The organism is Aequorivita soesokkakensis, from assembly GCF_001641085.1.
GTDB lineage: Bacteria > Bacteroidota > Bacteroidia > Flavobacteriales > Flavobacteriaceae > Aequorivita > Aequorivita soesokkakensis.
Genome location: NZ_LXIE01000023.1, coordinates 1 through 13,644, shown reverse-complemented (window position 1 = coordinate 13,644; position 13,644 = coordinate 1). Strand labels below are relative to the sequence as shown.

At 38.3% G+C, this 13,644-nt stretch carries 15 protein-coding genes; 10 read left to right on the top strand and 5 right to left on the bottom strand.

What is annotated here, in order from left to right; genetic code table 11:
* Positions 1-44: 44 nt before the first annotated feature.
* From pdxA to A7A78_RS08580, 9 genes are all read left to right on the top strand, one after another.
* Positions 45-1,106 carry a 4-hydroxythreonine-4-phosphate dehydrogenase PdxA gene (pdxA, locus tag A7A78_RS08620; RefSeq protein WP_068762057.1) on the top strand — a complete coding sequence of 354 codons (1,062 nt, stop codon included), beginning with the start codon at positions 45-47 and terminating at the stop codon, positions 1,104-1,106.
* Between the two features lie 81 nt (positions 1,107-1,187).
* Positions 1,188-1,733 carry a YceD family protein gene (locus tag A7A78_RS08615; protein WP_068762056.1) on the top strand — a complete coding sequence of 182 codons (546 nt, stop codon included), beginning with the start codon at positions 1,188-1,190 and terminating at the stop codon, positions 1,731-1,733.
* A gap of 9 nt (positions 1,734-1,742) precedes the next feature.
* Complete coding sequence (rpmF, locus tag A7A78_RS08610; protein WP_068762055.1) at positions 1,743-1,940, top strand: 50S ribosomal protein L32; 198 nt, start codon at positions 1,743-1,745, stop codon at positions 1,938-1,940.
* Positions 1,941-2,111: 171 nt separating this feature from the next.
* The gene (locus A7A78_RS08605; protein ID WP_068762054.1) at positions 2,112-3,110 is read left to right on the top strand and encodes a beta-ketoacyl-ACP synthase III; all 999 of its coding nucleotides are present in this window, start codon (positions 2,112-2,114) and stop codon (positions 3,108-3,110) included.
* 36 nt (positions 3,111-3,146) lie between these two features.
* Complete coding sequence (gene accB, locus A7A78_RS08600) at positions 3,147-3,638, top strand: acetyl-CoA carboxylase biotin carboxyl carrier protein (protein WP_068762053.1); 492 nt, start codon at positions 3,147-3,149, stop codon at positions 3,636-3,638.
* Positions 3,639-3,717: 79 nt separating this feature from the next.
* Positions 3,718-5,070: an acetyl-CoA carboxylase biotin carboxylase subunit gene (accC, locus tag A7A78_RS08595; protein WP_068762052.1), complete on the top strand. Its 1,353-nt coding sequence runs from the start codon at positions 3,718-3,720 to the stop codon at positions 5,068-5,070.
* A gap of 164 nt (positions 5,071-5,234) precedes the next feature.
* Positions 5,235-6,353, top strand: coding sequence for an NAD(P)/FAD-dependent oxidoreductase (locus A7A78_RS08590; RefSeq protein ID WP_068762051.1), 1,119 nt, complete (start codon positions 5,235-5,237; stop codon positions 6,351-6,353).
* A gap of 52 nt (positions 6,354-6,405) precedes the next feature.
* Positions 6,406-7,125, top strand: coding sequence for a monofunctional biosynthetic peptidoglycan transglycosylase (gene mtgA / locus A7A78_RS08585; protein ID WP_068762050.1), 720 nt, complete (start codon positions 6,406-6,408; stop codon positions 7,123-7,125).
* Positions 7,122-7,580, top strand: a complete 459-nt coding sequence (locus A7A78_RS08580) for a hypothetical protein (RefSeq protein ID WP_068762049.1) — start codon at positions 7,122-7,124, stop codon at positions 7,578-7,580. The genes mtgA and A7A78_RS08580 overlap by 4 nt, the downstream gene beginning before the upstream one ends.
* Before the next feature lie 9 nt (positions 7,581-7,589).
* On the opposite strand, the gene A7A78_RS08575 is transcribed toward A7A78_RS08580, so the two are convergent.
* A complete protein-coding gene (locus A7A78_RS08575) occupies positions 7,590-9,815 on the bottom strand; it encodes an FUSC family protein (protein WP_068762270.1) in 2,226 nt (741 codons plus the stop codon).
* A gap of 162 nt (positions 9,816-9,977) precedes the next feature.
* Here A7A78_RS08575 and A7A78_RS08570 point away from each other — a divergent pair, with 162 nt between their 5' ends.
* The gene (locus tag A7A78_RS08570; protein WP_068762048.1) at positions 9,978-10,973 is read left to right on the top strand and encodes an NADP-dependent oxidoreductase; all 996 of its coding nucleotides are present in this window, start codon (positions 9,978-9,980) and stop codon (positions 10,971-10,973) included.
* Here A7A78_RS08570 and A7A78_RS08565 read toward each other — a convergent pair.
* Genes A7A78_RS08565 through pheS form a run of 4 tightly spaced genes read right to left on the bottom strand, consistent with a single transcriptional unit; the run spans position 10,970 to position 13,557 of the window.
* Positions 10,970-11,923, bottom strand: a complete 954-nt coding sequence (locus tag A7A78_RS08565) for an ABC transporter ATP-binding protein (RefSeq protein WP_068762047.1) — start codon at positions 11,921-11,923, stop codon at positions 10,970-10,972. The genes A7A78_RS08570 and A7A78_RS08565 overlap by 4 nt on opposite strands.
* Before the next feature lie 9 nt (positions 11,924-11,932).
* The gene (locus tag A7A78_RS08560) at positions 11,933-12,328 is read right to left on the bottom strand and encodes a hypothetical protein (RefSeq protein ID WP_068762046.1); all 396 of its coding nucleotides are present in this window, start codon (positions 12,326-12,328) and stop codon (positions 11,933-11,935) included.
* A gap of 2 nt (positions 12,329-12,330) precedes the next feature.
* Positions 12,331-12,495, bottom strand: a complete 165-nt coding sequence (locus A7A78_RS15120; RefSeq protein WP_165593558.1) for a hypothetical protein — start codon at positions 12,493-12,495, stop codon at positions 12,331-12,333.
* 42 nt (positions 12,496-12,537) lie between these two features.
* Positions 12,538-13,557 carry a phenylalanine--tRNA ligase subunit alpha gene (gene pheS, locus A7A78_RS08555; protein WP_068762045.1) on the bottom strand — a complete coding sequence of 340 codons (1,020 nt, stop codon included), beginning with the start codon at positions 13,555-13,557 and terminating at the stop codon, positions 12,538-12,540.
* Positions 13,558-13,644 lie beyond the last annotated feature (87 nt).

Below are 13,644 nucleotides of genomic sequence, written 5' to 3'. Positions count from 1 at the left end.
TACATTTGTACTGCAAAAGTAACAATTAAAAAAAGCCAAACATAATGAGCAGAGAGGATAAAATAGTGGTCGGTATTTCTATTGGCGACATAAACGGGATTGGGAGCGAAATAATTCTGAAAACGTTCGAAGATTCACGCATGCTGGAGTTTTGCACACCTGTTATTTTTGCTTCGGTGAAGTTGATGTCTTTCTTCAAAAAACATTATGAAATTGATATTAATTTCCACGGAATAGATAAAATAGAAGATCTAGTTCCGAAGAAAATAAACGTACTGAATGTTTGGAAAGAACACGTTGATGTTACTTTTGGCGAAGAAAACCAAGCGGGAGGAGAATATGCCATTAAATCTTTGAAGGCAGCGGTTGTAGCTCTAAAGGAAAGTAAAATTGATGCATTGGTTACTGCGCCAATTAACAAAAGCAACATACAATCTGAAAGTTTTAATTTTCCAGGCCATACAGATTATTTAGCTCAAGAGTTGGAAGGCGAAAGCTTGATGCTGTTGATTTCTGAAAATTTGCGTGTAGGGCTTTTAACGGATCACGTTGCGGTAAAAGACGTTGTAAAAAATATAACCCGAGAGCGGATTGACAAAAAGATTAATACCATTTATCATACTTTAATTGAAGACTTCGGAATTGAAATGCCTAAAATCGCCGTTTTAGGAATCAACCCACATACTGGAGATAATGGTGTGATTGGCGATGAAGACGACACACTTTTGCGTCCGGCTTTAGACAATATACGCAAAAACGGGAAAATGGTTTTCGGCCCGTATGCGGCAGATAGTTTTTTCGGCTCTGGCAACTACAAAAACTTTGATGCAATTATAGCTTCCTATCATGATCAGGGATTAATACCTTTTAAAACTTTGGCATTTGGGAAAGGGGTAAATTTTACGGCTGGACTTAATCGTATTCGAACTTCACCGGATCACGGCACTGCGTTTGATTTGGCAGGAAAAAATAATGCTAATTTTGAATCTTTTCGAGAAGCTGTATTTAGCGCTGTCTCTATTTTTGAAACTCGTGAAGAATACAATGAAATCAGTAAAAATCCATTGCAGGCTACACGAAAAAAGAACTACTCAAAAAAGAAATAAAAAAACTAATTGCTATTCAAATAATTTTTTATCTTTGCACCCGCCTTATCCGTAAGGTTAAGGTCTTAAATAGGTGTGAAAATGAAGGATTTGAAAGAGTTTACCATCCCTTTCGTAGGGCTGAAATTAGGAAAACACCAGTTTAACTTTGAATTAAAAAAAGCGTTCTTTGAGCATTTTGAGTATGACGAATTTAATGACGCTGCCATTAATCTCGATGTACTGCTGGAAAAAATGAGCACGTTATTAGAGTTCACATTAACATTTAATGGAACCGTTAACGTTGCTTGCGATATTACAAATGAACCCTTTGATCAAGAGATTTCGGGTACTTATAGTTTCGTTGTAAAATTCGGTGAGGAATATAATGATGAAAATGAAGATTTGCTCATTTTGCCCCACGGAAGCTATGAAGTGAATATCCAGCAATATGTTTATGAAACTATTGTGTTGGCTTTGCCCTCCAAAAGAATTCATCCCGGAGTAAAAGACGGTACATTAAAAAGCGACATACTCGACAAACTTGAAGAATTAAGTCCGAAAGCGATAGACGAAGAAGAAACGCCGGAAGACGATAAAACAGATCCCCGATGGGATTCATTAAAAAAACTATTAACGGATAAATAATAAATAGCAATGGCACATCCTAAGAGAAAAATCTCGAAAACAAGAAGAGATAAGAGAAGAACGCATTACAAAGCTACTGCACCTACAATTGCAACAGACCCAACAACGGGTGAGTCGCACCTTTTCCACAGAGCACATTGGCACGAAGGAAAAATGTACTACCGTGGTCAAGTTGTAATTGATGCAACTGAGCAGGCAGAAGCATAACAGTATATAATTTTAATAAAAACTCTCACCCTACCGTGAGGGTTTTTTTGTTTTTTAACTTTGCAAAAAGTCAAAAACAACTTAATTAGTGCCGAATTTCAAGTAAAATTTAGTAATTTTCACTCTTTTTAAAAGATTTTTGGTCTTTTTTGTGAATTTTAATTCAGCTTTATGAATACTATCACGGCAGCTATTACCGCTGTAGGGAGCTACGTTCCAGAGTACGTTCTCTCCAACAAAATTCTGGAAACAATGGTCGATACCAATGACGAATGGATCACCAGCAGAACCGGAATTAAGGAAAGGAGAATATTAAAGGATAAAGACAAAGGCACTTCCTATCTTGCTATCCAGGCAGCTAAAGACCTTCTCCAAAAAAGCAATACAGATCCCGCTGAAATTGATATGGTTATCATGGCAACGGCAACTCCAGACATGCCCGTTGCAGCAACAGGAGTTTATGTAGCTACACAAATTGGTGCCGTAAACGCTTTTTCTTATGATTTGGTTGCTGCCTGTTCCAGTTTTCTTTTCGGAATGTCAACAGCAGCTCGATATATTGAATCCGGAAAATACAAAAAAGTACTTCTAATTGGCGCAGATAAAATGTCGTCAATTATTGATTATACAGATAGAACCACCTGTATCATTTTTGGTGATGGAGGCGGTGCTGTTTTATTTGAGCCAAATACCGATGGACTTGGCGTAAAAGATGAATACCTTCGTACGGATGGTATAGGCAGACCTTTTCTAAAAATTGATGCTGGAGGTTCATTGCTTCCTGCTTCAAATGAAACCGTGAATAACAAACAACATTACGTTTTTCAGGAAGGCAAAACTGTTTTCAAATTTGCCGTTTCAAATATGGCAGATGTTTGTGAAAAAGTGATGCAACGAAATAATTTATCAGGCGAAGATGTAAATTGGCTCGTACCGCACCAAGCCAATAAGCGTATTATTGATGCCGCAGCTTCGCGAATGAAACTTCCCGAGGAAAAAGTAATGATGAACATACACAAATACGGCAATACAACTTCTGCAACCTTGCCGCTTTGTTTGGCAGATTACGAAAAACAATTAAAAAAAGGAGATAACTTGATATTTGCTTCCTTCGGTGGAGGCTTTACTTGGGGCGCCGTTTATTTGAAATGGGCCTATGATTCAAAATAATTTTTAACCAAACCCAAAAGACTAAACTTTCTAAATATGGATTTAAAGGACATTCAAAATTTAATCAAGTTTGTGGCAAAAAGCGGTGCCAGCGAAGTAAAACTTGAAACGGAAGACATAAAGATCACGATCAAAACAGGATCTGAAAATGAAAGAGGTGAAACCACCTACATTCAGCAAATACCTACAATGTCACAACCGCAAATGCAAATGCAACCTCAGGTTTCTGGTACCCCTCAGCAAACGGCACCATCAACTGAGGCTCCAGCGGCGGCAGAAGATTCTAAATTTATAACTATTAAGTCGCCAATAATCGGTACTTTCTATAGAAAACCTTCTCCGGACAAACCCGTTTTTGTTGAGGTGGGAAGCACTATCAACACAGGCGATGTACTTTGTGTGATTGAAGCAATGAAGCTTTTCAACGAAATTGAAAGCGAAATTTCTGGAAAAATTGTAAAAGTTTTGGTGGACGATTCTTCTCCGGTAGAATTTGACCAACCGTTATTTTTAGTAGATCCATCGTAAATGTAAACCCCAAATCCCAATTCCCAAATTCCATGATTTTGGAATTTGCTTTTTGGAATTTGTTATTTAAGAAAACGTTATGTTTAAAAAGATATTAATTGCAAATAGGGGCGAAATTGCACTGCGAATTATCCGAACCTGTCGCGAGATGGGTATAAAAACAGTAGCAGTTTATTCAACAGCAGATGCAGAAAGTCTCCACGTTCGCTTTGCGGATGAAGCGGTTTGCATTGGACCGCCGCCAAGTAATTTGAGCTACCTAAAAATGTCAAACATTATCGCTGCTGCGGAAATTACCAATGCAGACGCGATTCACCCAGGCTACGGATTTCTCTCCGAAAACGCGAAATTTTCAAAAATCTGTCAAGAACACGGCATAAAATTCATAGGCGCTTCCCCAGAAATGATTGAGCGCATGGGCGATAAGGCGTCTGCAAAAGCCACCATGAAAGCTGCTGGAGTTCCAACCGTTCCGGGAAGTGAAGGTATTATTGAATCATACGAAAAGTGTGAAAAGTTAGCTGAAGAAGTTGGCTATCCTGTAATGCTAAAAGCCACTGCAGGTGGTGGAGGTAAGGGAATGCGCGCCGTTTGGAAAAAAGACGAACTTAAAAAAGCTTGGGAAAGTGCCCGTCAGGAAGCCTCGGCAGCTTTCGGAAACGACGGAATGTATATGGAAAAGCTTATTGAAGAGCCGCGCCATATAGAAATTCAAATTGTGGGCGACAGCACTGGAAAGGCTTGCCATTTAAGTGAACGCGATTGCTCAGTGCAACGTCGTCACCAAAAGCTTACCGAGGAAACACCAAGCCCATTTATGACGAAAAAGCTTCGTAACGATATGGGACTTGCTGCAGTAAAAGCCGCAGAATTCATTAAATATGAAGGTGCTGGAACTATAGAATTTTTGGTTGACAAGCACCGAAATTTCTATTTTATGGAAATGAATACCCGTATTCAAGTAGAACATCCAATTACCGAACAAGTAATTGATTACGATCTTATCCGCGAACAGATTTTAGTTGCGGCAGGGGTTCCGATTTCTGGAAAAAATTATACACCACAATTGCACGCAATAGAATGTAGAATTAACGCAGAAGATCCTTATAACGACTTCCGACCTTCTCCAGGGAAAATTACCGTTTTACATGCGCCGGGAGGCCATGGAGTTCGTCTGGATACTCACGTTTATGCAGGTTATACAATTCCGCCAAACTATGATTCGATGATTGCTAAGCTAATCACCACGGCACAAACCCGCGAGGAAGCAATCAGCAAAATGAAACGCGCTTTGGACGAGTTCGTAATTGAAGGCATTAAAACTACAATTCCATTCCATCGTCAATTGATGGATGAACCAGATTATGTGGCCGGAAATTATACTACCGCGTTTATGAATACCTTTAAAATGAACGAACCTGAAGAGGAATAGCATTCGCAAATTCCAAAAAAATGAAAGCACCAAATTCCAAACTCATATCATTGGAATTTGGTGCTTTTTTAATTTACATATATTTTTAGGCTGAAAAAAATCCCCCTTTGAAGGGGGTTAGGGGGATGTTTTCCTGAGTATATTTGTTTTTAAATTATAGTAAAATGAATCTATCTTACTGGGAACACAAAACGTGGTTATCAAACATCGATTTCGCAGTAATCGGCAGCGGAATTGTTGGTTTGAGCTGTGCGTTGGAACTTCGAGTTAAGCATCCCAAAAGCAAAATTGTAGTCTTTGAACGCGGCCTGCTTCCCAGTGGCGCAAGTACAAAAAACGCCGGTTTTGCGTGCTTCGGAAGTATTTCTGAAATACTCGAAGATTTAAAAAACCATTCCGAAGAAGAAGTAATCCAACTTGTAAAAAGCAGGGTGGAAGGTTTACAATTATTGCGAAAAACACTCGGCGATGAACAACTGGACTATCAAGAATACGGAGGCTACGAACTTTTTACTTTGGAAGATGCTGAACTTTTTGAAACCTGTAAATCAAAAATTGATTTTGTAAATGAATTGCTGAAATCTGTTTTCAATGCTGAAGTTTTTTCAGAAAAAGAGAACCATTTCGGATTTGAAAATATTCAGCCAAAACTTATTTACAGTGCGTTTGAAGGACAGATTGACACCGGAAAAATGATGCTCGGCCTCATCAAAAAAGCTTCAAAAGAAAATATTTTAATATTGAATTCTTCTGAAATAACAAATATTTCAGACAATGGTGAATCAGTTTCCCTCCAAGTGAATTCTTCTGAAGACATTTCAGCAAAAAAAGTTTTTATCGCCAATAACGGTTTCGCAAAGCAATTTTTAAACGAAGATGTAAAGCCAGCAAGGGCACAAGTTTTGGTCACAAAACCCATTGAAAATCTTCAAATAAAAGGAACATTTCACTTAGACAAAGGCTTTTATTATTTCAGAAATATTGAGAATAGAATTCTATTTGGCGGCGGCAGAAACTTAGATTTCAAAGCTGAGGAAACTACCGAGATGCAACTGACAGAATTGGTGCAAAACAAGTTGGAGGAATTGCTTAAAACAGTAATTTTACCAACCCAATCTTTTGAAATCGACCATCGCTGGAGCGGGATTATGGGATTGGGGAAACAGAAAAAACCAATTGTAAAAATTGTTTCAGAAAACATTTTTTGTGGGGTTAGGCTTGGCGGAATGGGTGTTGCCATTGGCAGTTCAATCGGGAAACAATTGGCAGAATTAACTAATTAAATAAATTCCCCGCTCCCTCCCCCTTTTTCGGGGAGGGTTGGGGAGGGGGCTTATGATAAAAAAACTATTCAAATTTATATTTAAACTCATTCTTTGGTTCTTCGGGCTTACGATTTTGTGGGTACTTATCTACAAATTCGTCCCGGTACCCTACACGCCTTTGATGGCAATCCGTTCCATTGAAGGGGACGAAAAATACCAAACCCGCCACGATTGGGTTCCTATTGAAGAAATTTCCCCGTATTTGCAGTTAGCAGTTATCTGTGCCGAAGATCAAACTTTTTTAAGCCATAGCGGGTTTGACCGTGAAGCAATTGAAAAAGCTTTGGAAAACAACGAAAAAGGAAAGAAACTCCGCGGCGGCAGTACAATCTCCCAACAGACCGCTAAAAATGCTTTTTTATGGCCAGGCCGAACTTGGTTTCGAAAGGGAATGGAGGCGTATTTCACCCTTTTGATTGAAACGTTTTGGAGCAAAGAACGCATTTTGGAAGTGTATTTAAACAGCGTAGAAATGGGCGATGGCGTTTTTGGCGCTGAAGCAGCTTCGCAATACTGGTTTAAAAAATCAGCAAAAAATCTTCGGATTGAAAATGCAGCCGCTATTGCCGCAATTTTGCCGAGTCCGCAAAGATATAAGGCCAATCCGCCCGGAAATTATGTTGCAAGGCGAACACAATGGATTGTCCGCCAAATGCGTTATTATGGCCCTTTTACATTGCAAAAGCAGGAACCCAAAGAAGATAAAAAGAAAACGAAAAAGAAGAAATGACCGCAGTAGAAATTAAAACCGAATTGCTGCAACACTGCCAAAAACAGGTTGACAACCGTTATTCAAAAATAAAACAAACCATTGCCGATATTGAAGATTCATTGCTTGAAGAATCGAAAAGCAGCAGCGGTGACAAACACGAAACTGGGCGCGCAATGCTTCAGATTGACCGAGAAAATGCTGGAAAACAATTGCAGGAAATTGAAAAAATAATCCCACTTCTCAAAAAAATAGATGTTAACGCAACTTCAGATTACGCGCGTTTGGGAAGTTTGGTTTATACGGATAGGTTTACTTATTTCATCAGCCTTTCCATTGGCACTGTTCCTATTGGGAAAACGGATTATTTATGTGTTGCCTTGAATTCACCAGTGGGTTTGCTTCTTTCGGGAAAGAAAAAAGCAGATGAATTCAATCTTAATGGAACTATTTATAAAATTACGAGTGTGAAATAAGCACCAATTTTAAAATTCCATTTCCCTTAAAAGTTTCGGCATTTTTTTACTCATCGCAAGCAACCATTTCAACTGTTCGCGGACTAAATGCGCTTCTTCAATTTTTAGATGGAAATCCTCTTTCGGTTTTTCGTCATCAGAAAATGTGATTTTTTTTCCATAAGTAGATTCAAAAATGTCTTCTGAATCTGGGTCACTTTTTTCAACTTCCAAAGAAATTTCTTCCTTTAAAATAGTTTCTGCATCCAAAAGATTTTGTACAATTTTAGAAGAAACTTTATTGAAATTTTCCGAAGCAGGTGTCGTTGGATTGTTTAAAATATAAGTGCTCAACGAAGCCAATGAGGATAAAAAAGTGTGGTTGAGCATTGCAATTTCATAAAACTTGTCCAGATTTTGCTGTTTCGATTTTGGTTCCTGAGTCATCCGTTGAAAAGCCGAACTGAGGTCAGACATTTCCAAAAAGGCTTTTTTTCGAGCCACTTTATATTGCGTGGGGACGTTTCCTTTTTTGTTGTAAAAGCTGATGATTTCTTCCAAATAAACACGATTCGCTTTAATAGTTTCAAGCAGGGTTTTTTGCATCCCCTGTATTTCCCAAGCAGGCCAAAGCAGCAAATTTCCTAAAGTTGCCAACCCAGCGCCAATAAGGGTATCCGTAACTCGATACTGAATTACATTAAAAATATCCGGCCGTAAAAGTGCATAAATAAAAACCACACTCAGCGTAATAAATGTTGCCGCAGCCTTGTAATTTCGTTGCACCATCGAAAAGGCAATTACCAATGAAACAATTGCCAAAATGCCATAAACAGTTGTATTTTGAGTTAGTAACACAATACCGACCGCTAACGCACCACCAATCAAAGTTCCAATAGTTCGTTCTTTTGAACGTGTTTTCGTGAGACCGAAAGTTGGACGCATAATCACGATTAACGTAAGTAAAATCCAATATGGGTTTTGCACGGAAAACAGCATCCCCACTCCATAACCAATCATTGTCATTACCCCAAGGCGCAGAGAATGTTTAAAAATAGGCGAGCGCAAGTTGAAATTTTCAACCAAAACTTCAAAATCATAGTTTTCCTTTGTTAGAAATTTGCGGGAATCTTCCTTTTTTAACAAAGAAATCTCGCGCTGTGCTGGGTTTTTCAGCAACCATTCAATTTTTTCAATCTTCTTTATTTGCTCCTTTTGATATTTGAAAAGGTTTTTTAGCATCAGCAAATTTTCATCAAAAGCTTTCTTTGATAAGGCATATTCGGAAATATCATTTTTTATATTTTTTTGAAATCCTTCAATTTTAGTATTATTTCGAATTCTTTTGGGAGTGGAAATATTATCGGCAATTACGTTCAATCTGCTGCTCATCGCGAAAAGCAACCCTTGAAAATCTGCCAATTGCTGTGGTTTCTTTTTAAAAAGTTCATCTGTTTTTGAATAGTCCACGGGGTTTGCCATAGCCAGTTCGAGCATATCCACCAATTGTACAAATATCAACATGCGCTTTCCTTCATACTCAGATTTTCCGGAACCTGTTCGGGTTGAAATCAATATATCGCGCAGGGTTTCGTGGGTTGTGGTAAGGTCGGTTTGGGTAGCCAACAACTTTTTTAATAACTCGCTGCGATCTGTTGTTTCAGCAACCAATTCGCCTCTAATTTTTAAATATTCGGCTGTAAGTTTTAGGGTTTTGGAAAGGTAATATTCCGTTGGTGCTTTCGGAAAAATAAAATGTCGAAGTAGCGAAAGTGCCGCATACCAAAGTCCGCCGATGCCAATTAGCAGCATTCTTTCATAAGGCTCCATTCCGGTGGAAACGTTTGAAAAACTTAGCACCAACGCCAAAAGTCCCGAAAAACTTATAAGAGAAGCCCGAAATCCATAAATGGCGAGATAGGCAATACTGAACATTAAAATGCCCACAATGGGGAACAACAACCAAAGTGAAAGATGTAAATAACCACCAATCAAGCTCACGATCATTGCCAATAAAGTTGCAAATAAAATACCTGTAATTTTATGTCTGATGCTTCCGCTAATGTCACTGGGCGAGGCGAGCATGGCGCCAACGGTAATTGTAATTCCGATGGGCAGCATGTCCATTTTCACCCCAAAAATTATTGGAACCGTAAGCGCAATTCCCAAAAGTATTGCTTTGGAAAAATCTGTGCTATTAAAGTAATCCGAAAGATCTTTAAAGGCTGTGGCTACTATGTTTTTTGAAGATTTCAAAAGCAATTGGTTTCAGAAGTTGCAAAGATATTGCGCCCAAAAGCGAAGTTCGTTAATCTTTTCAGAAATGTAAGTCTGTTATTCTTTTATTAAATAAAGATATAGGTTTGGGCAGTTGTGTTTTTATGTTTTAAATTTATGAAACTGAAATAAATAATACTGATGAATAAAGTAATCCTGCTGAAAAAACGGCCCGAAGGCAAACCTTCCTTAAATGATTTTGAGTTTACCGAAGAAGAAAAACCACAACCCAAAGACGGTGAACTTTTGCTGAAAACAAAATACGTTTCCGTTGATCCGTATTTACGCGGACGCATGCGGGACGAAAAATCATACATTTCGCCTTTTGAAGTTGGAAAGCCTTTGGAATCTGGCATTATTGCTGAGGTTATTGAATCGAATAACAAGAATTTTCAGAAAGGTGATTTTGTGAACGGAATGCTTCAGTGGAAACAATTCCAAACCTCAAACGGAAATGGTCTCAACAAAGTGGATGGCGGAAAAGCCCCGCTAAAAGCCTATTTGGGCATTTTGGGATTAACAGGAATCACCGCCTATCTCGGTCTTAAAAAAATAGGGAAACTTGAAAAGGGCGAGACGCTTTTAGTTTCTGGAGCCGCGGGCGCTGTGGGAAGCGTGGTTGGACAAATAGGAAAAATTAAAGGCTGTAGAGTAGTTGGAATTGCGGGCAGCGAAGAAAAAATTGACCGAATTCAAGAGAAATTTGGTTTTGATGCGGCTATCAATTATAAAACTACGGACAATATGAAAAAGGCAATCGCCGAAGCCTGCCCAGATGGTGTTGATGTGTATTTTGATAATGTGGGCGGAGAAATTCTGGACGCAGCTTTGATGAATATGAATAAATATGGAAGAGTAATTAACTGTGGTGCTATTTCAACTTATAACGATACAGAAAGACCAACAGGTCCACGGGTTGAAACTACGTTGATTAAAAACAGTATTTTAATGCAGGGTTTTACGGTACGCGATTTTGTAAAGGATTTTGGTCCTGCACAGAAGCGATTGGCACAGTGGATGGAAGAAGACAAACTTACTTATATGGAAACGGTAGTGGAAGGTTTTGAAAATATTCCACAGGCTTTTATTGATCTTTTTGATGGAAAAAACAAAGGGAAGATGATAGTCGTAGTTTAATCTTTTTCTGAAATTTTCAAACTACATAGTTTGCCTTTTTTTAAAGAAATAGAGCTATTGAAAAATATGGTTTCGTCTTTAAAAGTTGCTTCAACCAAAAAATGGGTTCCTTTGAAATAGGATTTTTTCACAATCACTTCAAGTGCTGTTTTTTCATCGGAAATTTCTAATTGATGCGGAAAAACAACCATTTTTTCAGAAGTTTCTTCGGAAGAAAAAAGATTTTTTGGAAGCAGATTCGCATCGCCAAAAAATCCAGCTTGATATTTCGTAGCTACATTTTTATAAATAAATTCTGGCGTTCCGAATAGTTCTTCAGTTCCGTTTTTCAACATTAAAATTTGATCCGAGAATGCCAAGGCTTCTTCGCTGTCGTGGGTTGCGGTAATGCAGCTTATGTTATTTTCTTTCAGATAATTAAATATTTTTCGCTGTAATTTATTTTTTCTAAAAACATCAATATTGCTGAAAGGCTCGTCAAGTAAAAGAATTTCAGGTTCGTTCGCCAATGCTTTCGCCAAAGCCACGCGTTGTTTTTGTCCGCCGCTCAGGTTTTTTACCATTGTATTTTTGAAAGCTTCCATCTCTACTGCTTCCAATAAATCATCAATTCGCTTTTCGTCTTTTTCCTCATTCAGTCTGGAAAGATGTGAACCCAGGTTTTCGGCAACTGTTGTAAAAGGCATAATATTGAATTTCTGCGCCACGAGCTTCATAAAAGGTTCGCCGGGAATGAGGGTTTTGGTTGGGCCGAGCAGTTTTTTTTCGTTGAAAAAAATGGAGCCATTTTCCAAATGGAGCAAGCCGTAAACAAGATGTAAAAGTGTAGATTTGCCGCAGCCACTTTCACCTAAAATACTGAGATGTTTGCCAGGTTTAAGCGTGAAATGAATGTTCTTTAAAATGGTTTTTTCAGAATAGGAAAAGGAATCGATTTCAACTTTTAACATCACAAAATATTATTTCGCCAAAATTCCCTCGCTTTCCAAAACGGGAAGCTCGACCACATTTTCTTCGGAAATGCTGTTTGGTTCAAAAATGAATTTGCGCTCAAAGAGTTTATTTTCAGCAAAAAAAGTGAGCAAATATTCATTGGTAAAACCCAAAACTTCCGTTGGAATAAATTCAACTTTTGCGGCTGTTCTTGGTTCCATATTTCCCAAACCGTGACGCAGGGTCGAGGTTTTTCTATCTTCACTTTTACCCCGCGACATTACCAAAACAGTGGAAATTTCATCTTCGCGATCATTTACCAAATATATATTCCATTGCTGGCCGGTAAAATCTTTGTCCCATTCTTTTATGGCAACAATATGGACATTTTCAGCTTTTGGAATTTCAATATCTCTTCGCATAATCAGTCTTCAATTTTCCACATAATCCAAACCGCTAAAAGTGCGATGGCCGAAACTCCCAGCAAAATAGAACCAATGATTATTTTAATGTAGGCGATTATAAATGTCAAATAAATTACGACAAGCGCAACAATGACCAATAGGGCAATAACAAAATATTTTTTCATAGCGGAAAGTTTTAAAAGCAGTTTTTGCTTAAAGATACAAACTTATAGCACACTTTTAAACTGTTCCAAAAAGCGAACGTCGTTTTCGCTAAACATTCTAATGTCCGGAATTTGATGCAATAACATCGCAATACGGTCAACGCCCACGCCAAAAGCAAAACCAGAATATTCCTCGGGATCGATGCCGCAGTTTTTAAGTACGTTCGGGTCAACCATTCCGCAGCCGCCAATTTCTAGCCAGCCTGTTCCTTTGGTGATTCGGTAATCTGCTTCGGTTTCCAATCCCCAATAAACATCAACTTCCGCACTCGGTTCCGTAAATGGGAAATAGGAGGGACGCAAACGGATTTTAGATTTTCCGAACATTTCCGTAGTGAAATACTGCAGCGTTTGTTTCAAGTCTGCGAAGCTTACACCTTTGTCCACATACAAACCTTCCACTTGGTGGAAAAAGCAGTGCGAACGCGCTGAAATGGCTTCATTTCTATAAACACGACCGGGTGAAATGGTACGGATTGGCGGCTTGTTGTTTTCCATATAGCGAACCTGTACCGAAGAAGTGTGTGTGCGCAACAAAACATCAGGATTGGTCTGGATAAAAAATGTATCCTGCATATCGCGCGCTGGGTGATATTCCGGTAAGTTTAGCGCGGTAAAGTTGTGCCAATCATCTTCAATTTCAGGGCCTTCGGAAACATTGAAACCGATTCTCAAAAAGATATCGATAATCTTGTTTTTAACGATGGAAATAGGATGGCGCGAACCCAACGGAATTATTTCCCCTGGACGGGAAAGATCGCCATAAATACCTTTTGTTTCCTCTTTGCTTTCTAAAGATTCCTTTAGTTCATTTACCTTATCCTCGGCACTTTTTTTAAGAGAATTTATAACCTGTCCAAACTCCTTTTTTTGGTCGTTTGCCACGTTTTTAAACTCGGCGAAAAAGTCATTTAATAATCCTTTTTTACCTAAATATTTTATGCGGAAGTTTTCAATTTCTTCTTTTTTGGTTGAAGAAAAGGCTTGAACTTCAGCTATGTGTTTTTTTATTGTTTCTATCATTTTAATTCTTTTTTGCCAGGAAAAGACTAATAATTTTTTAAAATCTTAAGCAACTGTTCTTTTATTAATTAAATATCTTTAAATATT

Bases quoted from the DNA above. Each gene is read 5' to 3' on its own strand.
- pheS (WP_068762045.1), bottom strand. From the start codon at position 13,557: ATGATAGAAACAATAAAAAAACACATAGCTGAAGTTCAAGCCTTTTCT.
- A7A78_RS08560 (WP_068762046.1), bottom strand. From the start codon at position 12,328: ATGCGAAGAGATATTGAAATTCCAAAAGCTGAAAATGTCCATATTGTT.
- accC (WP_068762052.1), top strand. From the start codon at position 3,718: ATGTTTAAAAAGATATTAATTGCAAATAGGGGCGAAATTGCACTGCGA.
- A7A78_RS08605 (WP_068762054.1), top strand. From the start codon at position 2,112: ATGAATACTATCACGGCAGCTATTACCGCTGTAGGGAGCTACGTTCCA.
- A7A78_RS08565 (WP_068762047.1), bottom strand. From the start codon at position 11,923: ATGTTAAAAGTTGAAATCGATTCCTTTTCCTATTCTGAAAAAACCATT.
- rpmF (WP_068762055.1), top strand. From the start codon at position 1,743: ATGGCACATCCTAAGAGAAAAATCTCGAAAACAAGAAGAGATAAGAGA.
- pdxA (WP_068762057.1), top strand. From the start codon at position 45: ATGAGCAGAGAGGATAAAATAGTGGTCGGTATTTCTATTGGCGACATA.
- A7A78_RS08590 (WP_068762051.1), top strand. From the start codon at position 5,235: ATGAATCTATCTTACTGGGAACACAAAACGTGGTTATCAAACATCGAT.
- A7A78_RS08570 (WP_068762048.1), top strand. From the start codon at position 9,978: ATGAATAAAGTAATCCTGCTGAAAAAACGGCCCGAAGGCAAACCTTCC.
- accB (WP_068762053.1), top strand. From the start codon at position 3,147: ATGGATTTAAAGGACATTCAAAATTTAATCAAGTTTGTGGCAAAAAGC.
- A7A78_RS08580 (WP_068762049.1), top strand. From the start codon at position 7,122: ATGACCGCAGTAGAAATTAAAACCGAATTGCTGCAACACTGCCAAAAA.
- A7A78_RS08615 (WP_068762056.1), top strand. From the start codon at position 1,188: ATGAAGGATTTGAAAGAGTTTACCATCCCTTTCGTAGGGCTGAAATTA.
- mtgA (WP_068762050.1), top strand. From the start codon at position 6,406: ATGATAAAAAAACTATTCAAATTTATATTTAAACTCATTCTTTGGTTC.
- A7A78_RS15120 (WP_165593558.1), bottom strand. From the start codon at position 12,495: ATGAAAAAATATTTTGTTATTGCCCTATTGGTCATTGTTGCGCTTGTC.